Source organism: Methanobacterium lacus (genome assembly GCF_000191585.1).
Taxonomy (GTDB): domain Archaea; phylum Methanobacteriota; class Methanobacteria; order Methanobacteriales; family Methanobacteriaceae; genus Methanobacterium_B; species Methanobacterium_B lacus.
The window spans coordinates 1,152,119-1,174,977 of record NC_015216.1 but is presented as its reverse complement, the minus strand read 5'-3'; the positions used below and the strand labels follow the sequence as shown (position 1 = coordinate 1,174,977).

24 protein-coding genes are annotated in these 22,859 nt (G+C 34.1%); 16 read left to right on the top strand and 8 right to left on the bottom strand.

Annotated features, from left to right (window positions below; genetic code table 11):
* Positions 1–6: 6 nt before the first annotated feature.
* The 12 genes from METBO_RS05865 (at position 7) to METBO_RS05805 (ending at position 11,916) form a co-directional block, all read left to right on the top strand.
* Positions 7–732: a type 1 glutamine amidotransferase gene (locus METBO_RS05865; RefSeq protein ID WP_013644765.1), complete on the top strand. Its 726-nt coding sequence runs from the start codon at positions 7–9 to the stop codon at positions 730–732.
* A 431-nt stretch (positions 733–1,163) separates the two neighbouring features.
* Positions 1,164–2,777, top strand: coding sequence for a glutamine hydrolyzing CTP synthase (gene pyrG / locus METBO_RS05860; RefSeq protein WP_013644764.1), 1,614 nt, complete (start codon positions 1,164–1,166; stop codon positions 2,775–2,777).
* Positions 2,778–3,139: 362 nt separating this feature from the next.
* Positions 3,140–4,315 (top strand): A24 family peptidase C-terminal domain-containing protein, encoded by a 1,176-nt coding sequence (locus tag METBO_RS05855; protein WP_013644763.1) that lies wholly within the window; start codon positions 3,140–3,142, stop codon positions 4,313–4,315.
* Positions 4,316–4,673: 358 nt separating this feature from the next.
* Entirely contained in the window at positions 4,674–5,117 is a 444-nt protein-coding gene (locus METBO_RS05850) for a hypothetical protein (RefSeq protein WP_048650806.1), read from the top strand.
* Positions 5,118–5,249: 132 nt separating this feature from the next.
* Positions 5,250–6,095: a DUF2101 family protein gene (locus METBO_RS05845; protein WP_227717250.1), complete on the top strand. Its 846-nt coding sequence runs from the start codon at positions 5,250–5,252 to the stop codon at positions 6,093–6,095.
* 272 nt (positions 6,096–6,367) lie between these two features.
* Positions 6,368–6,685: a hypothetical protein gene (locus tag METBO_RS05840; protein ID WP_013644760.1), complete on the top strand. Its 318-nt coding sequence runs from the start codon at positions 6,368–6,370 to the stop codon at positions 6,683–6,685.
* Positions 6,686–7,058: 373 nt separating this feature from the next.
* A complete protein-coding gene (locus METBO_RS05830) occupies positions 7,059–7,811 on the top strand; it encodes a 4-phosphopantoate--beta-alanine ligase (RefSeq protein ID WP_013644759.1) in 753 nt (250 codons plus the stop codon).
* Positions 7,808–8,437 carry an AAA family ATPase gene (locus METBO_RS05825; RefSeq protein ID WP_013644758.1) on the top strand — a complete coding sequence of 210 codons (630 nt, stop codon included), beginning with the start codon at positions 7,808–7,810 and terminating at the stop codon, positions 8,435–8,437. The genes METBO_RS05830 and METBO_RS05825 overlap by 4 nt, the downstream gene beginning before the upstream one ends.
* Positions 8,373–8,762, top strand: coding sequence for an RNA-binding domain-containing protein (locus METBO_RS05820; RefSeq protein WP_013644757.1), 390 nt, complete (start codon positions 8,373–8,375; stop codon positions 8,760–8,762). The genes METBO_RS05825 and METBO_RS05820 overlap by 65 nt, the downstream gene beginning before the upstream one ends.
* Before the next feature lie 157 nt (positions 8,763–8,919).
* Positions 8,920–9,570, top strand: coding sequence for a TetR/AcrR family transcriptional regulator (locus METBO_RS05815; protein WP_013644756.1), 651 nt, complete (start codon positions 8,920–8,922; stop codon positions 9,568–9,570).
* A gap of 86 nt (positions 9,571–9,656) precedes the next feature.
* Positions 9,657–10,340, top strand: a complete 684-nt coding sequence (locus tag METBO_RS05810; protein WP_013644755.1) for a DUF169 domain-containing protein — start codon at positions 9,657–9,659, stop codon at positions 10,338–10,340.
* Positions 10,341–10,461: 121 nt separating this feature from the next.
* Positions 10,462–11,916, top strand: a complete 1,455-nt coding sequence (locus METBO_RS05805; RefSeq protein ID WP_013644754.1) for an MFS transporter — start codon at positions 10,462–10,464, stop codon at positions 11,914–11,916.
* A gap of 75 nt (positions 11,917–11,991) precedes the next feature.
* Here METBO_RS05805 and METBO_RS05800 read toward each other — a convergent pair whose 3' ends face one another.
* The 8 genes from METBO_RS05800 to METBO_RS05765 all read right to left on the bottom strand — a co-directional run bounded on the left by METBO_RS05800 (position 11,992) and on the right by METBO_RS05765 (position 19,255).
* The gene (locus METBO_RS05800) at positions 11,992–12,672 is read right to left on the bottom strand and encodes a diphthine--ammonia ligase (protein WP_013644753.1); all 681 of its coding nucleotides are present in this window, start codon (positions 12,670–12,672) and stop codon (positions 11,992–11,994) included.
* 37 nt (positions 12,673–12,709) lie between these two features.
* Positions 12,710–13,516 (bottom strand): hypothetical protein, encoded by an 807-nt coding sequence (locus METBO_RS05795; RefSeq protein ID WP_013644752.1) that lies wholly within the window; start codon positions 13,514–13,516, stop codon positions 12,710–12,712.
* Between the two features lie 68 nt (positions 13,517–13,584).
* Positions 13,585–13,989, bottom strand: a complete 405-nt coding sequence (locus METBO_RS05790) for a hypothetical protein (protein ID WP_013644751.1) — start codon at positions 13,987–13,989, stop codon at positions 13,585–13,587.
* A gap of 45 nt (positions 13,990–14,034) precedes the next feature.
* Positions 14,035–14,469 (bottom strand): hypothetical protein, encoded by a 435-nt coding sequence (locus METBO_RS05785; RefSeq protein WP_013644750.1) that lies wholly within the window; start codon positions 14,467–14,469, stop codon positions 14,035–14,037.
* A gap of 7 nt (positions 14,470–14,476) precedes the next feature.
* Complete coding sequence (locus METBO_RS05780) at positions 14,477–15,589, bottom strand: hypothetical protein (RefSeq protein WP_013644749.1); 1,113 nt, start codon at positions 15,587–15,589, stop codon at positions 14,477–14,479.
* An 18-nt stretch (positions 15,590–15,607) separates the two neighbouring features.
* Positions 15,608–17,656, bottom strand: coding sequence for a hypothetical protein (locus METBO_RS05775; protein WP_013644748.1), 2,049 nt, complete (start codon positions 17,654–17,656; stop codon positions 15,608–15,610).
* Positions 17,657–17,669: 13 nt separating this feature from the next.
* Positions 17,670–18,578, bottom strand: coding sequence for a hypothetical protein (locus tag METBO_RS05770; RefSeq protein ID WP_013644747.1), 909 nt, complete (start codon positions 18,576–18,578; stop codon positions 17,670–17,672).
* Positions 18,579–18,970: 392 nt separating this feature from the next.
* Positions 18,971–19,255 carry a cyclase gene (locus METBO_RS05765; protein ID WP_013644746.1) on the bottom strand — a complete coding sequence of 95 codons (285 nt, stop codon included), beginning with the start codon at positions 19,253–19,255 and terminating at the stop codon, positions 18,971–18,973.
* 389 nt (positions 19,256–19,644) lie between these two features.
* On the opposite strand from METBO_RS05765, the gene METBO_RS05760 reads away from it, so the two are divergent.
* From METBO_RS05760 to METBO_RS12680, 4 genes are all read left to right on the top strand, one after another.
* Entirely contained in the window at positions 19,645–20,058 is a 414-nt protein-coding gene (locus METBO_RS05760; protein WP_013644745.1) for a class III signal peptide-containing protein, read from the top strand.
* Positions 20,059–20,087: 29 nt separating this feature from the next.
* Entirely contained in the window at positions 20,088–20,309 is a 222-nt protein-coding gene (locus METBO_RS05755; protein WP_013644744.1) for a hypothetical protein, read from the top strand.
* Between the two features lie 69 nt (positions 20,310–20,378).
* On the top strand, positions 20,379–21,404 hold the full coding sequence (locus tag METBO_RS05750; protein ID WP_013644743.1) for a M42 family metallopeptidase: 1,026 nt from the start codon (positions 20,379–20,381) through the stop codon (positions 21,402–21,404).
* A gap of 609 nt (positions 21,405–22,013) precedes the next feature.
* A complete protein-coding gene (locus METBO_RS12680; RefSeq protein ID WP_013644742.1) occupies positions 22,014–22,460 on the top strand; it encodes a hypothetical protein in 447 nt (148 codons plus the stop codon).
* Positions 22,461–22,859: the final 399 nt, after the last annotated feature.

Below are 22,859 nucleotides of genomic sequence, written 5' to 3'. Positions count from 1 at the left end.
TCAATTATGGAACTAACTATTTGTCACATGTATCCAGATCTTTTAAACTTGTATGGAGATATTGGAAATATCATAAATCTCAAAAAACGCTGCGAATGGCGAGGTATCAAAGTTAACATCGTGAATTTCACAGTTGACTCCGATATTGATTTGGGTGAAACAGATGTCTTCTTCATGGGAGGAGGATCTGACAGGGGTCAATCAATTGTTTATTCAGATTTAACACAGTATCAAAAAATACTCACAAATGCCATTGAAGATAGAGCAGTGTTTCTGGCTATTTGTGGAGGTTACCAGCTTTTAGGTGAAAGTTATATTGATGCCGTTGGAAATAGAATCCCTGGATTGGGTGTTTTAGATTACACAACAGAGAGTGAAGATGGCAGGTTGATTGGCAACGTTGTGTTGAAAAATCATTTGGGGCTTAAACCTGAAACGTTGGTGGGCTTTGAAAATCATGGTGGAAGAACTTACCATGATTATGATACACTTGGAACCATATTAACTGGAAACGGTAACAATGGAAAGGATAATTTGGAAGGGATGGTATACAAAAATTGCATTGGAACCTATTTACATGGCCCTGTACTCCCAAAAAATCCTCATTTAACTGATCATATCATCTTAACAGCCCTCAAACAGAAGTATGACATTAACAAACTGGAACAGATCGATGATAAACTCGAGTACAAAGCTCACAACAATGTACTGGACCGTTATGGTATCTATTAAAAAGTTACGAATCATAAAATGATGCAGCTATCCATAGGGAGTATGAAAATCTTACTATTTTTTTATATTTTGCAGTATCATAGTAATTGAGCTGTTAAGTTGTGTGAATTTAGTTTTTTACCGGGTTTCTTTAAAAAATTTGGGGTGGATTGTTCAGGAGAAAATCGAAAAATCTGTATATTCATATTTGTGTTTCATTTTAACTTTCATTGATGATATTAAAACAGATAAATATAACCTCAGTCAAATTATTTATTAATAGTTGTATTGACTAAATTATTTTTAAAATAAGAAAAAATAATTATTAATGAATTTTTATAAAGTTAGTATGGTGCTAAATTTTTTGTAAGTACCCAGGATAATAATTTTAGGCTAATAATAAATTAGGCTTTACTAATAATGAATATCGATTGTAAAAGTAATTTAAGGAGATGGTAGATCTGTCAAAGTATATTGTGGTTACAGGAGGAGTAGTTAGTTCTATTGGAAAAGGAATAACATCCGCTTCTATAGGGAGAATACTGAGATCGTATGGAGTCGATGTCACGGCAATAAAAATCGATCCCTACCTAAACTGGGATTCAGGTACGTTGAACCCTTATCAACATGGTGAAGTGTTTGTTACAGAAGATGGGATGGAAACCGACCTTGATCTTGGCCACTATGAGCGTTTCCTGGATGTCAACCTTTCAGGAGAATGTAACATAACCACAGGTAAGGTATATTCCGCAGTAATTAACAAGGAAAGAAAGGGGGATTACCTTGGCGCTTGTGTACAGATCATTCCACATATTACTGATGAAATAAAGTCCATGGTTAGAAAAATTGCCGATAAAACCCAGGCTGAAGTGGTTATGGTAGAAGTTGGAGGAACAGTTGGAGATATTGAAAGTCAACCATTCCTCGAGGCTTTGAGACAGCTGCGTAATGAAGAGGGTCATGACAACGTGATGTTTGTTCATGTAACCTACGTACCTTATCTCAGGGCTGCTGGTGAATTTAAAACCAAACCTACCCAACACAGTACCAAGGAACTGAGGAGTACTGGAATCACCCCGGACATGATCATCTGCAGATCAGAACTACCAATCGACACCCACCTGAAAGAAAAAATTGCACACTTCTGTGATGTTGATAAAAATGCAGTTATTAACGCTCCAGATGTTCGTTCAATCTATGAAATTCCACTGATATTAAACAGTGAAAATGTTGGGGACTACGTTGTTGACAGGATGAAAATTGAAACCAGAAAACCTGATCTCTATGATTGGAGTAGGATTGTAGAGTCTCTGAAGCTCGATGAGAAAAGGGTGAGTGTTGGAATCATAGGCAAGTATGTGGAACTTGAAGATGCTTACATAAGTATCAGAGAATCATTAAAACATGCTGCAGCTGAGGTTGGAGTTAAAGTAGATATTGAATATTTAAGGGCGGAAGACAGTGTAAATAAATCCAAACTTGAGCAATTTGATTCACTTCTCATTCCAGGCGGTTTTGGTGAGAGGGGAATATCAGGAAAGCTCGATGCTGTCAGGTACTCCATCGAAAAACAGGTCCCAATATTTGGAATTTGTTTAGGTATGCAGTGCATGGTCATTGAATATGCTAGAATGAATGGTTTTGAAGGTGCAAACAGCACAGAGTTTGATGAAAATGCCAAACACCCAGTTATTGATATAATGCTGGAACAGAAGAAGATCAAAAATATGGGTGGAACAATGAGGCTTGGATCCTATCCATGCAAACTCGAAACTGGAACATTGGCCCATGCATCCTACAAGGAAGACATGGTGAGTGAACGTCATAGGCACAGGTTCGAATTTAACAATGATTATCGTGAAATTTTAGAGGAGAAAGGTCTGACAATTTCAGGTGCTTCCCCCGATAATTTCCTGGTTGAAATTGTTGAACTGAAAAATCATCCATGGTTTTTAGGTTGTCAGTTCCATCCAGAATTTAAATCCAGACCAAACAAAGCTCATCCAATATTTAGATCATTTATTGAAGCAGCAGTGGAGAATAAAAAGAGTAAATCTTCAACTTGAAAAATTCCCATTCTCATTTAATCCAAATATTTTATTATTATTTTTTAATGAAATTCAAATGGGAAATCTGCTTTTTGCTTCAATTAGGTGAAACATACATCACCAGTATTTTTTTTAAGAATCTCTTATTACAACTAGTTTTTAAAGTTATTATCTTGGAAGTCAATCCCATTAAAATCTGTGTTTTTTACTATATTTAGTTCATTTAACGTTGCGGGTTTAAGATTTGAGCTTTTAATCTGGAATTTGAAATAGTATGCAGGAGTTATATTTAAATGTGTAGGTCATAAATAATTTATGTTGAAGATTCTTAAAAAAAACAGTAGCATGAACATTTACATAAATCCTAGAGAATGATAATTATGTTTGTAAATATACCTCTCATAACAATAATTATTGCAGTTGTTGCATGCATATATGCAAGTTACTCAGACCTTAAATTTGGACTAATTAAAAACAAGTTAACTTTTCCCCTTATAGCCATAGGAATTATTTTAAACGGAATATACGTTTTAATCACCAACGACATTTTTCTATTTTTAGAGGGCTGTTTTGTGACTGGTTTGGTTTTTATAGTTGGTTACGTGTTCTGGAAGATGGGTGCATGGGCAGGTGGAGATGTTAAACTTTTCACAGCTGTTGCAGCCTTAATTCCATTTTATGCAACATCATATTACCCTACAATTGTAACTTACCAGATATTGGGTTGGCAATTTCCTCTTCTTTCACTCTATCAATTCCCATTTACTGTTATAATAAACAGCATACTTTCAATGCTGCCTTTCCTACTAGTATTTGTTTTCTACATTGCCTTAAAAAATAAACCCCACTTAATTAGTGAACTTTTCTCACCCCTTAAAGATTATGAGAAAAATTTGGTTCTGACACTGGTAATTTCTTCTTCTGTAACAATTGCCTATTACATTACTTTTGAATTGAAGTTTCAAATAATCATCTTAACTCTGATACTCATTTACCTGTTATCAGCCGTTATTTCAAAAATTCCCAACAAGATCAAAGCAGTTCTAGTATCTATTGTCACAGTTTATGCTCTCATAAACAACTGGGAAATTACTATTACGGGTATAGTATTCCTATTCATCTCAATAAATGTCATAGAAATAATTAAAAAGCTCTTAACCAGTGTGAGTAAACAGGCCCTAGAGGAAGATTATAAAATAGATGAGCTTAAAGAGGGAATGATTCCTGCCTACAACCTCTACGAAAATGATGATGAAATTTATGAAGATAAAAGCACATTCTTTGGAAGGTTAAAACAGGGAATCTCAAGTGGCGATGTTTCCAAGTTAAATGGGCCCCAAGATAAATTAATTATCAGCACAATGGCAGCTGGACTTAACACTGAGAACATAGAATATTTGAAGGAACTACGAGACAAAAAAAAGATGAAAGACAACTTAAAAGTAAAACGAGGTGTACCATTTGCCCCTTCAATTTTAATAGGTCTTTTAATATCACTGTTTATAGGGGATATAGCATTTATTGTCGAGAAAATCTTGATGGCCATTGTCTACTAAAGAAATAGCATAAGAAAATGTAGATATTCTTTCTCCATATATTTTTGAGTTAGACTGGATGCTTCAAATATGTGTTAAAGATATTTTTTTTAATCTTGAAATTAATTAAATCTTGAAAAATTTAAAATGAGTAAAGGCTCAATAATTTCTTGAATTCATTTGCATCCATTATTGAAACATTTAGATTATCCTTTACAAGGAAACTTCAATTTCTTGTTCGGATCATTCCTATTTTTTAATTGATTCCAGATCTTGCTTCACAATTTTTGATCTAACCCTATTATTTTAGTTCTGATGCTATGTACCACGAGCTACATCAGTGATAACTTTAAGTGTGAAAAAATATACAAATATAGTCATGTTTAGTATGGATGAAACTGGGCAGGCATCTGTCGAATACGTGCTGTTATCATTGGTATTTCTTATAATCTTGGGTTCAGTAACCATACCTATGATTAGTAAATCTATAGATAGTAGTATGGATGTTTCAGATACTTCTAATGTAAATTCTGCTGTAAACAGTATCGCAAATGCTGTTGGAGTTGTTTATGCTAATGGTCCTGGTGCAAAGCGAACAATCAACGTTTACTTCCCAGTTGCAGGTACTTTAAGTTGGAGTAACAATGCTATTGGCATGCCTGTAACCCTTACCAATGGAACTGCGAAAAATATAAACGCAGCTGTACCATTTACAGTTGTATTTAAGCCTAGCGGTAATGTTGCTCAAAAAACTAATTACAATGCAACAGTTGAATGGGCAGTTGGTGGTGCAAGCATAAATGTTACTTTAACACCAACCTAAACCAGAACTTGTCAACCAACATTCAGTCATTAATTATATTAGTAAGGTCGTAACATAGGGGATTCAATGAACATCTTTAGTATAATAGGTCATTATGTAATTAAATTATTTTCACTCATTGGGACGGTTATTATGACCATTCCAAAAATTCCTAGATTAATCAGGAATTTTGATTCCAGCGAAATAAAACAACATCTTGACTCAGAAAATATCAAGGAAAACATATCCAAGATACGTGAAGAAACTGCTATAGACGAAAGAATCTCTAAGATACGAGAGGAAACTGCTATAGACGAAAGAATCTCCAAAATTAGGGGTTCTGAAACCTTTAAACACTATGAAAGTAGTGATGATGATTCTGGATTCATCATGATAGGTGGTGCTTTTTCAGCTGAGGAAAAGGAAAGAACTGTGCTGATACTCCAAATACTTTCTGCATTGTTTATTGTACTGTCTATACTGAGTATCTTCAACTTCATATCTGCCATTATTTACATACCCCTAGGTATTGTTGTAGTGGGATACATTGTATATCTGATTTATAATAAGATTAAACTCATGTACAAATCTGATTTTAATGCTTATCGAGACTTTTTTTTGATGTACATTGCAGTTGGTGTGATACTCTACGTTATCAACTTCAACACCAACCTGGTCATGTCATTTTCCTTTGAAGTTTTACCCTCATTAACCGTGTTAATATTTGCTTTAGTAGCTGTAATCGCAGTATTTTTAATATTCCGTGTAAGGTACTACAGGAATTTTACCTATGGAACTGTTTTAGATAGTGGTAAAAATACAGCTCATGTGAAGGTGGACTACGATATAAGATCAAATGTAAAGCCAGATATTTACATCGTTGAAAATCATATTGGTGCAGTTGAAGGTGAACAAGTTAAATTACAACTTGAAGAAAAACTCATGAGTATGAGTGGTAACAGACCTGTTAACATTATTGAAACAGCTAACAGGATTTAAACTGCCCATAATAATTTTATTTTTATTTTTTTATTTCTTGAAATTGTTATTCTGTATTAAAAACCTCCTCAGTGATAAATCAGTTATATTCTCTTTAAATATATTAATCTATAAAATATTCATTTTTTAGTTTAATTTTGCGTATTTATTTTATTAAATGTACAAATATGTGAATTATAATACTACTATGATCAGTATATTGCAAAAACTTATATAGTTTAACTTTTCCATTATAAATATAAGACATTATCTAAGTTATCTTGGAGAAAAAAATGTTGGTAAAAAAAAGTATAATATTAATATTGATTGTTTTAACCTTTTTATCACCGGTTTTAGCAATAAACATTGATTTAGAAAGTACAAACCAAGATTATCAAACAATGAGAAATTACAAAAACATACCTGATAATAATTTAAACAATGCCAAAAAATATTCCCTGATAAAACATAATACTAAACGTGCTAATATTCATCAAGCCAAAACCTTAAAAACTATTGACATGGATTGTAATTCTGTTCACACATCTAAATTCGATATTGATGCAACCGATAAAAAAAGATTTGAAGATTTTAATACTGGCCAAACCTGAGTGCGGAAAGATTAAAATTAACTCAGATGGAACCTTTACCTACCTTCCTTACATTGATTACTTAGGAATGGATAGTTTCTGTTACGTTACAACAACAAACGAAGGACCTAGGATCAACAAAATAAAATTCAATATCCAAATCAATGATTAAAAATTCAAACCCTTAAAATAATTTAGGCTACCAAAATATAATCATTGATAATTTCTTTTTTAAATAAACAGAGATATAAAAAATGTGTAATCAATTTTGAATCAACATTCTTTACGATTGTAATTGTTTAAGCTTTTAATTTACCTAACTAAACATTTCTTAACATTAATTATTTTGGCATACTCATGAATATATACAATGAAATTCTAACAAATAAATTGTATGATACATAAGGATCATCCTAGATACGAATCTTTAAGGCTTAGAGCGAAAATTGTGGATGCATATAAGAATGGAATACTCGCAGACTCTGGAATGATAGCCCATGGACGAGGCGAAGCATTTGATTATTTGTTAGGAGAACAATCAACTGAAAATGCTAAGCTTGCAGTAGAAGCTGCAGCAGCAGCACTTCTTCTAGCTGAACATCCCATAATTTCAGTTAATGGTAACACTGCTGCACTCGTGCCGGATAAAATTGTTGAACTGTCAAATGAACTAGATATTCCAATTGAAATAAATCTGTTTTATCGAACCTCAGATAGAGTTTTGAAAATAGAAAAATTATTACGGGATCATGGTGCTAAAACTGTTTTAGGAACAGATCATGAGAAAAAAGCTTTGATTAAGGGGCTTGAAGGTCCGAGATCATCTTCGAGTGCCGAAGGTATTTACAAAGCAGATGTTGTTCTAGTTCCACTTGAAGATGGTGATCGTGCTGAAGCCCTTGTTAAAAATGGAAAACTCCTCATTACAATCGACCTAAATCCTCTTTCAAGGACTGCTAAAACATCATCCATAACAATTGTAGATAATATAGTGAGGGCAATACCTAACTTAATTGATACAGTTATTAACTTAAGTCAAACAGATAAAGTTACCCTACATCAAATTATCAGTAACTTTGATAATAAAGAAAATATTCAAAGTTCTCTCAAAAAAATTTCTAAAAAATACACCGGTGAAGACCTATGAAAGTGATTGGAGTTACAGGTCTGCCAGGATCCGGAAAAAGTGTAGTTTCAAGGGTTGCAAAACAATTGGGTGTTCATGTTATTCGAATGGGAGATGTGATAAGGGAAGAGGCTAAAAATCGGAACAAAACAACCGGTGAAGTGGCTGTAGAACTTAGAAGAGAATTCGGAGAATTTGTAATTGCTGACAGATGTGTTTCTAAGATTTTAAACTACAACCAAAAACCCAACACACCCAATCAAAGGAAAAATCCGGTTAAAGTAAATAAACCAACTATTTTCATGATAGAAGGAATTAGAAGTGATTATGAGGTTGAAATTTTCAAGAAAAAATTCAAAGACTTTAAAATAATAGCAGTGCATTCAACGCCTCAAACACGTTTTAAAAGATTAAAAAAAAGAATGAGACCAGATGATTCCAGAGAAGAATCTGAATTTAAATTAAGAGATAAAAGAGAATTAGACTTTGGAATAGGAAATGTCATAGCAACTGCGGATTACATGGTTGTAAATGAAGGCCCTTTAAAAAAAATTAAAGGCATTGTAAGGAGCATACTTGAAAATGAATTGCAAAGTAACGGTAAGGGCAAAGGTAAATCCAACAGAAGAACTAGACAAAGTAATTAGAGCTATATCCAATATTTTTGATTATGAAGAGCTCGAAATTGGTGATGGTTACGTAGAAGTAACAGGCGATGAAAATAGTGTGTTGAAACTTAAAGAAGAGCTTAAAAACAGAAAAATTAGGGACACCGCCAATAAAATGCTCTTTAAAGGAATTGAAAACAATAAGATCAGTTTTTCTCTGGGTAAACAAGCTGCACTTGTATCTGTTCCTAACTTCGTTGATTCAAAGATGTCTGCACTGGGCGAACTAGATGTTGAAATTGAAACTGATAATCCTGAGGTTTTTATTGCTTGGATTACACATAAAGAGGAAGATGAAGAGTAATTAGATCGACTATTTTATTTTACATAATTCTTATTTTATTCAAATATTTTCCTTGAATCATCCAGTTCCAAAAACTATAAATATTTGATACTCACAATTTATATTACTGACTCATGAGTCATCATAATGATTATAAATTCATTAAAGTTTTAGGGGAATGATCGTGTCACTTGCAAAATGGAAAGAAAGAGAGAAAGTAGAGCGTCAAAATGATATTATAAATGCAACTCGAAAATTGATAGGCCATAAAGATTTTGATGAAATTTCAATGGATGAAATAGCCAAAGAAATTGGTTTAGGTAAGAGTACACTTTACCTGTACTTCAAAAACAAAGAATCCCTTTACTTTGCCGTTGTTCTTAAAGGCATTAAGATTTGGGAAGAAATGGTAAAAAATGGAGTGAACCATAGTGATAATGGCTTAGAAATGTTAATATCTTATAAAAATGCCAATAAAGAATTTTCTAATCAATATCCTGAATATTTCAGTCTACTCTACTCCCCCACATCCATCAAAAAACAGTTCAACATGGAAAAGATGGAGAACAGCCAGGAATTTCAAGAAGTCAGAAAAGTATTCAAAGAGATATTGACAGTGGGAATAGATGCAATTCAGAAGGCATCTGAAGAAGGTACAATCAGAAAAGAAGTAGATCCTGTAGAGGCAATTATTTTACTGTCAATAATCTATAACGGCAGAGTGAATATGGGGGATTGGAGTAAAGAACTACTAAACAGTAGAGGTATTGATGATGAGAAGTTTAACAGCGATATTGGAGACTTCTTTTTAAAGATGTTAACAAAATAGATTGAACTCGATTGAGTTGGCTAATTATTCGTAAAAGATGATTTCAAGCCAGTTTTTTAGTGAATTGAATGTTAGAGGTGTTAAATATGGATTGTGTTGAAATGAGAAATGAATTAAAGGAACTTTTAAAATTGGATAATGAAATTGTAGCCATTAGCTGGTCAGTTAATGAGCCTAAAAATGTTGAAAAAGAAACAGAAAAATCACGTTTTTGTTCAAAACTTGAAAAGGCCATGAATGGACAAATGTTCTATTCAACCTTGGAGGAAGAGGAATGTATGGGTGGTGCTAGATACTCTGGGCTTAAAAATATGGCAGACTATCCTGCAAATGTACAAAGTGGTGCTTTCATGGTTCCAAAGGGTTTGTACAAAAATATCCCTGCAGTTCAACGTTCAAGAGAAACTGAGAGTTATATTAACCCTGGAATTTTCAAGGCGATTATATTTGCTCCTTTAAAGCATGTTACATGGGAGCCTGATGTGATATTTATGGTGTGTAATGCAAAACAGGGGATGGAAATACTCCATGCTAATGCTTATGATTCTGGAGAACATGGAAAAGGTGCAGACGCAGCCCCTATTTGCAGTTCAATGGCAGCTAATCCTTACATGTCAGGAAAAGTAACCTATGGTTTTGGAGACGTTGCTTCAAGAAACAATATGAACATCAAACCTGAAGAAATAATGATAAGTATTCCAGGTAGCGATATTTCTAGAATCGTTTCTAACTTAGTTGAAATGAAAACCAAGATGTTCTTCAAAGATTAACAGTAAAAAAAGAGTTAAAATAACCATTTTTTTAGATTTAAATGGATAATTTAGTGCAAATCACACCTCTTAGCGGATGCTCTAAATGGATGAACAAATTTGTTAGATGGAGCGAATAGTTGTGAATAACAATTATGCAGAAAAATATCAGATAAACCGTATCATGGCAGGACTAATGGTTGGACTTCTTATTGCTGCCTTTGATTATTCAATCATGTCAACAGCCATGCCCAACATTATTAATAGTTTAAATGGAATAGAATTTTATGTTTGGCCATTTTCTGCTTATATGTTGACTTCAACCATATCCATTATTATTTTCGGTAAAATGTCCGATATTTATGGTAGAAAATCTATTCTAGTTGCAGGAATTATTATATTTATAATCACCTCAATTATGTGTGGTTTTTCAGAAAATATGATAAAACTCATCATTTTCAGAGGATTACAAGGTATTGGCGGTGGAATTTTAATTTCTTTACCTTTTGTAATGGTTGGTGAAATTTTCAGTCAAAATGAACGTGCTAAATATATGGGAATATTAGGTTCTGTGTTTGGAATAGCAGATGTTTTAGGACCAATTCTTGGAGGGGTTGTCACAGACACCCTTGGATGGAGGTACGTATTTTTTATTAATGTTCCACTGGGAATTATTGCTTTAATCTTGATTTACAATTCCATTCCAAACTTCATACATGACCATGTTAAAAAAGTGATTGATTATCGTGGGATAATTCTATTTACACTCGGATTAAGTTCGATGTTTCTGGGTTTAACATTTACTGGACAGGTAACAAAACATCCTCCAGCTTTAATAGTTGGACTCATGTTAATGTCCATATTAATGTTCATAACTTTTGTTTTAGTCGAAAATAATGCAGATGAACCTATTATTCCCCTTCATCTTTTTAAAAATTCTATATTTAATGTATCCTCCATTGAAAGTTTTTTAGCAAGTGCCATAATGTTCTCTGGAATTATTTATATTCCACTGTTTACACAAGGTGTTTTAGGTATGAATGCTGTGAATTCCGGGTTTATAATGATTCCCATGTTGTTGAGTCTTACAGTTAGTTCAGTTGTTACAGGACAAATTATTTCAAAAACTGGAAAATATAAAAGTTTGGTTATTATTGAATTTCTAATTACAATTTTAGGAGTTGCTCTACTGGCATCTATGGATGAATACATCCCATATTATATGTTAATACTCTATTCAACCATTTTAGGTATTGGTTCTGGAATGGCATATAACATATTCAACGTTGCGGTACAAAATACATTTTCCATAGCTGAAATAGGAATTGTAACAGCTTCAATGAGATTTTTCAGAAATATAGGTACAATAGTTTTTGTTCCTGTGTTTGGATTTATAATGAATTTCAGCTTAAACGCTTCAACAATAGGTTCAAATACAACACAAACACTCATAGTAGCTATTCAGAATATTTTCTATTTAACTTTAATATTAGCGTTATTAGGCCTTATTATATCTCTATTTCTTAAAGAAACCCATTTATGTGAATCTTCTTCTGATAAAACAGATGATGATTTGAAATATGATAAAACAATTTGATAAATTAGTTTAACTGCATATCCCAATCTTCAAGTAGATTAAAAAAATTCATTAAAAAAAATTCTAATTGGTTATTTATTTGTCTTCAAGTTCTGCCTTGGATATGACCATGTATCCACTGTCAGTTTCCCATACATTTGAAGTTTCTTGTATCTTTATTCTCTTATTGAAAATTGGACCGTCAAGTACAAGTGTTTCTGCTTCGCCCCCTTCAAATGCCATGTGCATTCCATACTTCCCATGAAGATCTACTATTTCTTTTAACAGTTCTTGATCTAGTTTACGTCCGAGCCAGTTTTCATCCAGTCCCTCTGCAGACACGCTGATGAGTATCACTTCAAATCCCAGTTCAATTATTGTTTCCATGTAATCTTCAGGATCCCAGTGCCATAAAGGGGCTTTAGATTCTAGTCCAATATCTTCACACAGACCATCAATCCTAGATTTTTGATATTGAGATGCTAGTGCTCCTGCAAAAACAGCGTCTACTCCCCTGGCCTTGAGATCTAAAAGCACCTTTTTTAGATCGTCCAGTTCTTTCTCTTTAATACCATGGGTTTTAGCCCGGAGTAGTGGAATGCCCATGGCTTCTGCTGAAAGTTCTGTGATATGAATATTCGGAACATGGAACATGTAGGACTCTGGATTATCAGATATCATTGAAACCAAATATTCAACATTGTAACCTTCTTCAATGGCTTTATAAACTGCCATTGTACTGTCTTTACCACCGGAATAAAGTACTGCTGCTTTCATAGTTATTTTACATCCCTAAACAATAGTTTAAATCTTTTTACTTTTTTCTATACTCTTTAATACGTTCCTTTAGTTGGTCTAAAACACGGGATATGCTGTCAATGAACAACCCAGCTAGGCCTACAAGAACTCCTAAAAATCCACAGAACAGTATTATATCGTTTTTGTTGGGAATAACGTTTTTAACTGCTTGCACACTGTTTTCTGTGGTGCCGTTTATGGATGTGATGATAATTTCTCCTTGAGGTAACTGGGACATCACTTGATTAAGTTTGGATGCTTCCACAACCAATGTAACATTCGCAACACTGTAACTTATTGTGGATCCGCTTACGTACATCATCCATGTTTCAAGGGAATTAACCACATCCATCGGATTGGTATCGTTTTTAACCTCTAATAGTATGGTTTTATTGTTAGGTATCTGTATAGAGGTTATGTTTTCGTTAACAGTTTTAATTCTGTTTAAATAGGTTGTTTGCCAGTCTTGTGACATTTCAGGCGTAGTAATTGTTATTCCATTACTTTGTACGCTCTTTACTCCGTCAATTTTTTTGGTGTTTTGAAGAAACGAAGTGATGTTCACATCTGTGGACACATTCAAATTTATGACATCTGTACTGGAACTGGTTGCATGAAACAGTGAATTGGCCATGTCTGGAACATCATCAATTATAGGCGATATGAAAAATGCCCCACCCACAGCTCCTACTGTAAATCCAACTAAAACAACAAATAATATGTTCTTTTTACCGATTAAAGGTGTTAATAGTGCTGTTGAAAATATAAAAACTAACATTAATATGAATAATCCAAGCATTAGAATTACAGTAACTGGGTCCATGTTCTATCCTCTGATCTTGATCCTAATAGATTATCTCAATCATCTTGTTAAAGTTATTCAAAAAAATTTTACACTGTTAGAATGTTCCCATTGGCTGCATTTACATACACAGTTTTAGATGCAGTACCATTACTCAGGGATAATATCCAAGCTGAGTATTGGGTTCCATTTACTGCTATGTTGGCCTGATTCGTTGATGAAATTGTATACCCTGGATTTGCATTTGTAGCGATTTGTTGTGCCTGTGCAGCTGTTATAGTGAAATTCCCGTTTAAACTGGAGTTTGTAGAGTTGTTATTTGAAGGACTTACAAAGGTTACAGGAGTCACAGAACCTGTTGATGTTACTTGAGGTTGTGTTATGTTGTCTGGAGTACCAGTATATGGTGCGAAATATGAGTAGAGAATTATGATTACAACTACCGCTCCCAAACCAATTAAAGCCTTTTTTTCCCAGCCTTCTTTCAAGTCCATAATAAAAACTAGTATTTAAGATTATATAAACCTTACATCAACTGATCATGTTATTTGGATGGTTCCATTCACATTCTTCACATGGTACAAATTGTTGTTGTTCATGGTTGATGTTCCGTTGAATCTTTTAGGGATAACACTGACACTTGAACTCGATCCAGCGTTTGAAACTAATACAACATACCCTGTTCCTGTGTTTGTTATGGTTGCAGAAAAGGAAAATGGATTTCCTGATGAGGATAATTCTTGATTCATAGTTCTTAGATCCAGGTCTATGGAGTAACCATTCCCACTAACGTAGGCAGTGTTGATTGTTTCGGCTATTTTCTCCCCCATGATCCTTGCACCCCCATTATCAGCAGTTTGGGTTTTGTCCATGGTGCTGCCTACCAAACTTATGAGTCCTCCTAGTATTATCAGCACGATCAGTGATATTAATATGAACTCTGCACTGAACTGTCCTCTATCGTCGTTAATCATGATTCACCTAATATGCGTAAGGGGTACCATCTAATCCCAATAAATTTTTGTACGTTGCTGTAAGGAAAAATGTGCTTCCCAACGGATCTGATACTAATGTGTTGACTCCAGAGTGTGTTGTGTTGATTGGAGTTCCATTTATTCCTGCAAAGTATTCATGGTCAAGGTATGATGGTGTGTAACCTGGAACATTTTCCCAAACTGGATTCCATAATATAAACGTGCTCATCCTCGCACTTGGTGGACTTACACTGGTGTTATTGGTTCTGTTTTCAAGCCTGTCAAAAAATGAAAGTCCATGTGTATCTGGGAAGTAGTATGGCATGTACCCAAATCCTGAGGTTTCGTTACTACCTATTAATTCTTCATTAAGATAATTTAATTTACCTGAAGACACTTTATCAGCAAAGTGGTAAATGTTACTGGCATTTCCGCCAATTAAGTTTGATGACTGGGTGTAATAAGGGTAAGGAATTATAACAGAACTGTTACGTGCATAGGTGTTGATCCAGATGTACGGATCTTCAAGCTTTGCCACTGAAACATAAACATTCATTGGGGGAGTGTTTAAATTGAATGATTGGTTATTGGATGTAGAACTTTGGGTAATTGTCACAGGAACAGATGTGAGTGTTATGTTAAATCCAAATGGATCACTTTGGGTAATGTTCATATCGCCACTATCAAATATTGCAACACTCGAAGTATCAGATGGGTTAATTGCAAATCCATTTATAGTGATGTTTCTCCCTGTTTGTTGTTCAAGAGCTCTGCAGGTGTTGGTGATGTTTTGGTTTAACATTGCCAATGTATTAGTTTCGATATAAGTTTGACTGTCTGATGGAGCTGTTTTACCAAAGAATGGATTATTGTTTCCGTTGTAATTATCAATAACTTCTCTAGTTGCAGTGTAAGCTGCATTTCTTCCAGCATCAGCAGTATCATCCCTGATGGCTTTAATTACATTTGTAGCTACAGTGGTGGTAACATCTCCAGCTATCGCTATTGAAGATAAAGAGTTTAATTCATTTACTATACCACTAAATGAAACACCTATAATAATTACTGGTATGAACAGCAGCAACACAAGTGGTGTGAAAGCATATCCTTTATCATCCATATTATCTCTTCCCTATTTCTATTGTTCCCACAAATCAAGTCTTACAGGTATTGCGTTTGGAACATCTCCCGTCCATAATGTACTGTTTCTAATTAAACTTGGATCATACGAATATCCGGCATCAGTTAATGTTTGTTTAAGACTAGCAATTGCATTTAATGCAGCTTGGTTTGATGTGGATGCATAACCAACAGCCCACACATTTTCCAAAAACTTAGGATAAATTACACTGACCCTTGTACCTGAAAATATCTCAGGATCTGCACTGTAACCATAGTTTGGTGGTGAACTCGCCCCATCCCCAGATTCATATGCCAAAGCAGGAGTAATTGTTATTTGAATAGTGTAGTTACCTGGTTTTGGCGCCACTGTTCCATTAGGAAGAACTTGTGAAAGAACTCGTGTAGAGTCCAAACTAGCCATATCTAAAACATATGGTACCTGTCCATTGTAAATGGTTGCAGATCCTCCAGTTGAATTTCTCACGGTCACGGATATCGACCTTGTATCGAGACCTGCACCAACGAAGAGTAGAGCACTCTGTGCATCTGAATCGATTTTAAATTTCTGTATCTGAGATTCTGTTGTACTGGTTGTTTTACTTGATGTGGAATTCTGGGCACTTACAAATGGGAAAGTATCCCATCTAATAGGGAATTTACTGTAGGTAACCCTTGAATAACAACTTTCAAGACCAACTAGATCGTAATCTGAACTAGATACATCGTCCCATGTTATTATCCTTACACTGTTGTTTCCACTCGTTAGATATGGTAAGATATTTATTATTCCTGGAACATTACCATATCCTCCATCTGTTCTGTTGGTGTTGGTCCATGAGCTGAAAACAGTTGTCCATATTCCAGTGGTATTCCTCACCTGTACAATAACACCATCTTCCCCACCATAGGCATTTACAACTGTGTATGCATCAAAAAGCTTATTTCCAGGAGGTATGTAGATGTTTTGTTGTGTTGCAACTGCGGATCCAGTTTGAGTACCAGTTCCAGAAGTTGGGATGTTTGTTAGAGCAAATGGAGTATTCAGCGGATAGTTAGCAGAACCCCATGCTGTGCTGCAGCCTGGTAAAGCTGTTGTTACACCAGTATCAAGGTTGTAACCAATACAAGCATCCGGTCTTCCTATTCCTGCTATATCATTAAATGGAATTGTATCGTTTGCAATACCCTTTGGAACACTTATGGTGTTGGTGTAATTTGCAATGATTGAGAACCATGGCATGTTATTGTTGGTTGTGGCATTGTAGGTTAAAAGGAAATTATTTTGACCGTTTATCAATGTAGATGGATTGATATTTTGCAGATAGTTAAATATAAGTCCCTGGTTAGCACTTGTGTACAGAGGTATGAAACTTGAATTTAGGACGTAGTTATTGTAAATACCATTGAACAGAAGGTTTGCTCCGAATGATTTGGTTTGACCACTACCTGCTGCTGACCCAATTAAAAATCTAGCACTGTTAACCGGACCTGGAATTGAGAAAGTAATGTTCTTACTTCCCCCACTACTAGTTGCACCCCAATATTTGTAGGTGTTTAATCCACCGCTCCAAGGGCTAAAGTTCTTAAGGTAGTTGTGGAAGTTCCAAACTGTTGTGACCTGTGTTCCTGTAATGTCTTGAAACTGAACTTCATCCTGTTTATAATATGCCCTTCCCATCCATCCCTCACTAGGGGCAGATATTACCTTGACCTTGGTTGCAACATCATTAGAAGTTAAAACACCATTATTATCACTCACCGAACCATAAGGATCCATGGTAATCTTATACCCCACAGTACTAGGAATGATGTTGTTAAGTTCGTTGGTTAACAATGTTTGAGCACCAGTGGTGTTGTTGTTAGCATACTGAACTGCAGCTTGCCTTAAAGTTCCATCCTGCTCCATAGTTTCCAGTGCACTATCTGCAATGGCTTCTAAATGTTGATGGTTTTGTCCCTGATAAATTGGAAGGAGCCCGTAGGTTACAACAGAAGCTGTAAGTACTATAACAACTACCAAAGCAAGAACAGCATCCGTTGTAAATAAAAATCCTTTTTCATCCATTTTATCACTCATTTTAACTTAGCCATAAATATAAGTCAAATGTACTCGGTTTTAATTTTACAGTGTCAGATGTTATTTCTGAAGCACCGGTATTTTTCGGTGTTTGAACAATGTATAAATCTATCGAACTTGGAAAGCTTCCAGTACCATTAAATGTTACGGTGTTATTGAAATATTGATTTGGAATAGTTGAATTGGTAGTTAGGAAGGTCGAATTAATTTTTTGTGGAGTGCCCATGTTAGCTGAGTTAAAGCTAAACACGTTGTTGTTAACACTAACTGTTGCAGCTGTAAATCCTTGATTGTTTGCCAACAATATCCAATAATCATAGGAATTGGTTGATGTGTAACTGGTTTGGAATGGCGATGTAGTATAAGTTTTACCTCCTCCAGTAAATCTTATCTGTTGAATAAGTGACGTTACCACCTTAAATTTGGAGGATAATACAACACGTTCAACTTTAACCACATCCTTGGCATTTGGATAACTTGCATTACCCATGAGCTTAATTGTCACAGGTGTGTTAGTTTGATTTAACGTAGTTATGTTCATGTAGTAATGATAGTTGGGACCTATGATAGACTGTATCTGGCTATCCGTAACTGCCGCCAACTTAACGGGATCTATCGTTCCCTCTACCGGTGCTCCTTTGGATGTATCATACTGGGCCAGACCCACAACATTGGCCACTCCAGTTGTTTCCCAATTAACTGGATCGCCACTTGTTGTGACTAATGTTGAAACAGCATCGGAAGCAGCTCTATCAGTTGCACCTCTAAAAACTGTGTCCTCCATTTGGTAGAGTATGTTGTCCATGTCTGCAGCAACAAAACCTAGTACCAAAGTTAGAGGGATAAGTGCAAGAAGTAGATCCATTGAAATTGCAAATCCCCTAGAATCTTCTGATAAAATATCGAACATTTCCCTCCCCAGCCTTAATAATATTTTATAATATTTTATATATCCTAAGGGTAAATAAAACCTTATTGGTATTATTAGATATAAAAATAGTAATATTGCTGATTTGGAGGACTATACATAAATGAAATTTAAAAATAATATTTTATAACAGTTTAAACCAGAAAATAACATTAATATAATATTAATTATTGATTTAAAACCTGAATTTGGAGTTATTAAAAATTGATTGATAGATAATGAAATTCTAATCAGTGCAGGAATTTGTAATTCGAAAATTTAAACAATTTAGATTATTATCAAACTTCACCATCAACATCATATTTTAAAATGTAACAATCTGAAATATTGCTCTTTTTTGTGCAGGTTTTGAATAGTTGGGATTTGTTTTGAATTTAGTGTTCGGTTCTATCCTTCTCTTCCAAATAATATACTGCTGGAAGACCCATAACCCCTGCTTTTTCCATTGCAAGGATCAGATCTTCGGTTTCTACAAATTTTTTAGCTGATTCCATGTCTTCCCATTCTATTATTACAACCAATTGTTCAGGAACATTTTTGTTACGCAAAACAGATGCTCCCCTAGAACCCATTGACTTTCTCATGTTTTCATGTTCGTCGAAAATTGATTTCCATTTATCATAATCCTTCACACTCTTTATGATCATCATATAGGTCATTTTATTAATCTCCCCCTAAAATTTCCCCTATCGTTATCAACTATTATTATGTTGTTACTTTGAAATATAATTTTCTCAAAACCCCATTTAAAAGTCTATTTAATATTATTAGAGAACAAAAATCCACAATTCAAAAAAATTAAAGGAGAATTATCCTTAAAGGATAGGGTTTAAAAATTTTGACTGTAATAATCTAAAAGTACTCGGCTTAAAATAATTAATACATTTATTAAACTATATAATACTCCCATTTACCTTGGTAATTTAAGGTTTAATGGATGGGCTAATGAATAGTTTAAATCTGCAAAAATTTAAATTATATACTGGAACAATATTGTATTGACATAAAAAATTTAGAATTTTAATTAATATCTAAAAGGATAAAAAAAATGGATCAACGTGGACAGATATCAATCGAATATGTACTTTTAGTATCTATAGTATTGATTATAGTGGTGGTATTTGGATTGATCATAACTGATCAAAGCGAACAAAACAATTTGGCATCAGCTGTTCAGCTTGGAGCAAGTAATGCAACTGCAAACCTTGTTTTTGGAAGTACTTCTCAATCTCCTGTTAAAGTTACAAATGTTGCCATGACAGGCACAGGTCAAAATATAAGCGTTGTTGTTCACTTTTCAAGGCCTGTGACAGATCAGCAGTCCACCATAATAGCATCCATTGTAAAGTCCCTTAATTCATCAGGTTTCACCAATGTAACATCTACCACAAGCAGTGTAACCGTAACAACATCCGCCACTGCCACAGGAACACATCATATTTACAACATAACACTCAGTTAAGTTATATCTAATAAATGGAGTTTAGATTTATGTCCGATAACAATAAAACCATTGATAGAGATCTACCAGTTAAGAAAAGGAAGATTAATACTTGGGGCATTTATATCAGTTTGATTTTTATTGTTGTTGGCCTCGTATGGTACTGTGTTAACATTGGACTCATACCAGTTTCACTTATTCAAGAGCAGGCCGGACCAATTGTTGTGATTATTGTGGGTGTCCTGATCTTGATCAAATCTGTTATGAGATGAAATTTTTTTTATTATTAGTTTATCATTTCTTAGTTAATTTGAATTGAATTATCGAATGGAGTAAAAAAAATGGACAGTTTGCTAAAAAAACTTTCAGATGCACCAGGAGTTTCTGGATTTGAAGAAGAAATTAGAGAGATAATAATAGATGAGTTGAAGGATCATGTTGACGAAGTAGAAGTTGATCAGATGGGCAACGTGATCACCACCCGTAAAGGAAAGCCAAACGGTAAAAAGATCATGTTAGCAGCTCACATGGACGAAATTGGGCTTATGATACGTTACATCGATAAAAATGGTTTCATTAAATTTTCCAAAATTGGTGGAATAAATGATCAAATGCTTCTAAATCAAGAAGTAACCATCCATACAGATGATGGAGAAGTAACAGGAGTCATAGGTTCAAAGCCACCACACCGTATGAAAGAATCAGAGAGGAAAAAAATTCTCGATTATGAAAATATGTTCATAGATATTGGTGCTAAAACTAAGGAAGAAGCTGAAGAACGTGTTAAACTGGGAGATCCAATAACGATCAAACAGGAGTTCACAAAACTTGGAAACTTTTACAAGGGCAAGGCATTAGACAACAGAATAGGATGCGCCATCATGATCGAAGTCATGAAAAGAGCCGAAACTGACGCAACTCTCTACGGTGTTGGAACAGTTCAAGAAGAGGTTGGACTCAAGGGAGCCAAAACATCGGCATTCAAATTAAACCCAGATATGGCCTTGGCATTAGACGTTACAATAGCAGGAGACCATCCCGGAATTAAAGAAGAAGATGCACCTGCTAAAATGGGGAAGGGCCCCGCAGTAATATTGGTGGACGCTAGTGGTAGAGGACTTATTACACACCCAATGGTAAAAAAGCTCATTATAACAGCGGGAAATGAAGATGTTATACCATATCAGCTTGAAGTTAGCGAAGGTGGAACAACCGATGCAACTGCCATACATCTCACCCGTGAGGGAATACCAACCGGAGTCATTTCACCACCAACAAGGTACATACACACACCAGTAAGTGTTGTAGATATGGAAGACGTTGAAAATGCTGTAAATCTTATATTAGCAGTGTTAAAACGACTTTAATATCCTTTTTTTATTTTCATATATTTAAAATAAAACTTCACAATTGAATTAGGGTCAGATGTAGTTTATTTGAATGTATGACATCCAAATTCATTTTTGGTAAACAGTAATTAGTTGCCAATCCAAATAAGTTAATTCTCTCGCCTATTTTTATAATTCAACCCATAAAAAATCATTTTTCAATTTTAAACTACATGAACTTCTATTTTTAGTAATTACAAGAATTTAACGCCTAGTTTTTAAAATAACGCTACAGAAAACTTTAAATAATAATTAATATATACTCAGTGTGCAATTAGTAATATTTTCAAAATAAAAACTAAAAAAACTCTGTTAATGATTAAATCCAAAATTTAAATTTGTTGAATGTTAGTCATATTTAAAAAAACAAAAAAATTAGCTTAACGGAAGAGTACATTGCACAGTAATTGTTCACTTACTTCATTTTCTTGTGATAATAATCCTTTGACAGGATGATATCTCATTTTGAAGTTTCGTTAAATAATTCAATTTATTAAAGGAGTTGATACTATTTCAGAGGATATTGACCCTGATCTAAGCATTATAAATTGTATACTGGTTTTATGTTGCCTAAGTATTATTCTACCCGTGTCTGCAAACTCAGTGGGAGCTTATAACGTTACAGCGACCCATGATTATGTTAAAGCAACAGCAATATGTTCATGTGGAGAAAATACATACTCCAGCGGCAATAATAATTATATTTACCACACATCAACATTTAAAAATTACTGTCCTCGCTGTAAAAGTTACGGAACCCTAAAATTCAACCCAAAAGGAGTTCCTGAAGGAGAATGGACCTGTACCAAATGTAGTTCAGATTACTGTGCAGCAGATGGAAGGGAAAAAATAACAGGAAGTCACTACAGTTTAGTAGAATACAATCCTCCACAAGTAAAAGTGCAATCAAAGGTTAATTCTGGATTAAATATAGAAATGAATGTTATAACCGATTTAAATAACGTAAATAACAAAAGTATACTCGAAGCTGATTACCAAAGACTAAGAAATTCAAACTATTTCGCCATAAACTAAAAAAACACAAATCCAAAAATCTATCCTTAAATACATATATCGAGTAAATTTCTTGGTAATTGTAATTTATAATTAAAAAAGTTCATTGATCACTGTTGAAGAGGATAACTTTATATGTGTGATCAACACAATAAATGTTTTTGAATTACCAAACTATATTTTTTTATGATTTCTACAATCAAATATAGGAGAAAGTTGGTATTAGCTTATTAATCAGATAAGCTCTCAAAAACCAAGAAAATATAATGAAAAAATTTTAGATGTATAATTAAATTTCAGAATAAATTCATATCCTAAACAAAATTAAAAAATTTGACTAAAAAAATACTGTTTTTTTGTAAATAACTTCAGGATCTTAATATAAACAAGTTTTAAGATGGACTAATAAACTTTCTTTGA

What these genes read in the sequence shown, in the direction of transcription:
- METBO_RS05865 (WP_013644765.1), top strand. Translation starts at nt 7, where the DNA reads ATGGAACTAACTATTTGTCACATGTATCCAGATCTTTTAAACTTGTAT.
- pyrG (WP_013644764.1), top strand. Translation starts at nt 1,164, where the DNA reads ATGGTAGATCTGTCAAAGTATATTGTGGTTACAGGAGGAGTAGTTAGT.
- METBO_RS05855 (WP_013644763.1), top strand. Translation starts at nt 3,140, where the DNA reads ATGTTTGTAAATATACCTCTCATAACAATAATTATTGCAGTTGTTGCA.
- METBO_RS05850 (WP_048650806.1), top strand. Translation starts at nt 4,674, where the DNA reads ATGTTTAGTATGGATGAAACTGGGCAGGCATCTGTCGAATACGTGCTG.
- METBO_RS05845 (WP_227717250.1), top strand. Translation starts at nt 5,250, where the DNA reads ATGACCATTCCAAAAATTCCTAGATTAATCAGGAATTTTGATTCCAGC.
- METBO_RS05840 (WP_013644760.1), top strand. Translation starts at nt 6,368, where the DNA reads ATGTTGGTAAAAAAAAGTATAATATTAATATTGATTGTTTTAACCTTT.
- METBO_RS05830 (WP_013644759.1), top strand. Translation starts at nt 7,059, where the DNA reads ATGATACATAAGGATCATCCTAGATACGAATCTTTAAGGCTTAGAGCG.
- METBO_RS05825 (WP_013644758.1), top strand. Translation starts at nt 7,808, where the DNA reads ATGAAAGTGATTGGAGTTACAGGTCTGCCAGGATCCGGAAAAAGTGTA.
- METBO_RS05820 (WP_013644757.1), top strand. Translation starts at nt 8,373, where the DNA reads ATGAATTGCAAAGTAACGGTAAGGGCAAAGGTAAATCCAACAGAAGAA.
- METBO_RS05815 (WP_013644756.1), top strand. Translation starts at nt 8,920, where the DNA reads ATGATCGTGTCACTTGCAAAATGGAAAGAAAGAGAGAAAGTAGAGCGT.
- METBO_RS05810 (WP_013644755.1), top strand. Translation starts at nt 9,657, where the DNA reads ATGGATTGTGTTGAAATGAGAAATGAATTAAAGGAACTTTTAAAATTG.
- METBO_RS05800 (WP_013644753.1), bottom strand. Translation starts at nt 12,672, where the DNA reads ATGAAAGCAGCAGTACTTTATTCCGGTGGTAAAGACAGTACAATGGCA.
- METBO_RS05795 (WP_013644752.1), bottom strand. Translation starts at nt 13,516, where the DNA reads ATGGACCCAGTTACTGTAATTCTAATGCTTGGATTATTCATATTAATG.
- METBO_RS05790 (WP_013644751.1), bottom strand. Translation starts at nt 13,989, where the DNA reads ATGGACTTGAAAGAAGGCTGGGAAAAAAAGGCTTTAATTGGTTTGGGA.
- METBO_RS05785 (WP_013644750.1), bottom strand. Translation starts at nt 14,469, where the DNA reads ATGATTAACGACGATAGAGGACAGTTCAGTGCAGAGTTCATATTAATA.
- METBO_RS05780 (WP_013644749.1), bottom strand. Translation starts at nt 15,589, where the DNA reads ATGGATGATAAAGGATATGCTTTCACACCACTTGTGTTGCTGCTGTTC.
- METBO_RS05775 (WP_013644748.1), bottom strand. Translation starts at nt 17,656, where the DNA reads ATGGATGAAAAAGGATTTTTATTTACAACGGATGCTGTTCTTGCTTTG.
- METBO_RS05770 (WP_013644747.1), bottom strand. Translation starts at nt 18,578, where the DNA reads ATGTTCGATATTTTATCAGAAGATTCTAGGGGATTTGCAATTTCAATG.
- METBO_RS05765 (WP_013644746.1), bottom strand. Translation starts at nt 19,255, where the DNA reads ATGACCTATATGATGATCATAAAGAGTGTGAAGGATTATGATAAATGG.
- METBO_RS05760 (WP_013644745.1), top strand. Translation starts at nt 19,645, where the DNA reads ATGGATCAACGTGGACAGATATCAATCGAATATGTACTTTTAGTATCT.
- METBO_RS05755 (WP_013644744.1), top strand. Translation starts at nt 20,088, where the DNA reads ATGTCCGATAACAATAAAACCATTGATAGAGATCTACCAGTTAAGAAA.
- METBO_RS05750 (WP_013644743.1), top strand. Translation starts at nt 20,379, where the DNA reads ATGGACAGTTTGCTAAAAAAACTTTCAGATGCACCAGGAGTTTCTGGA.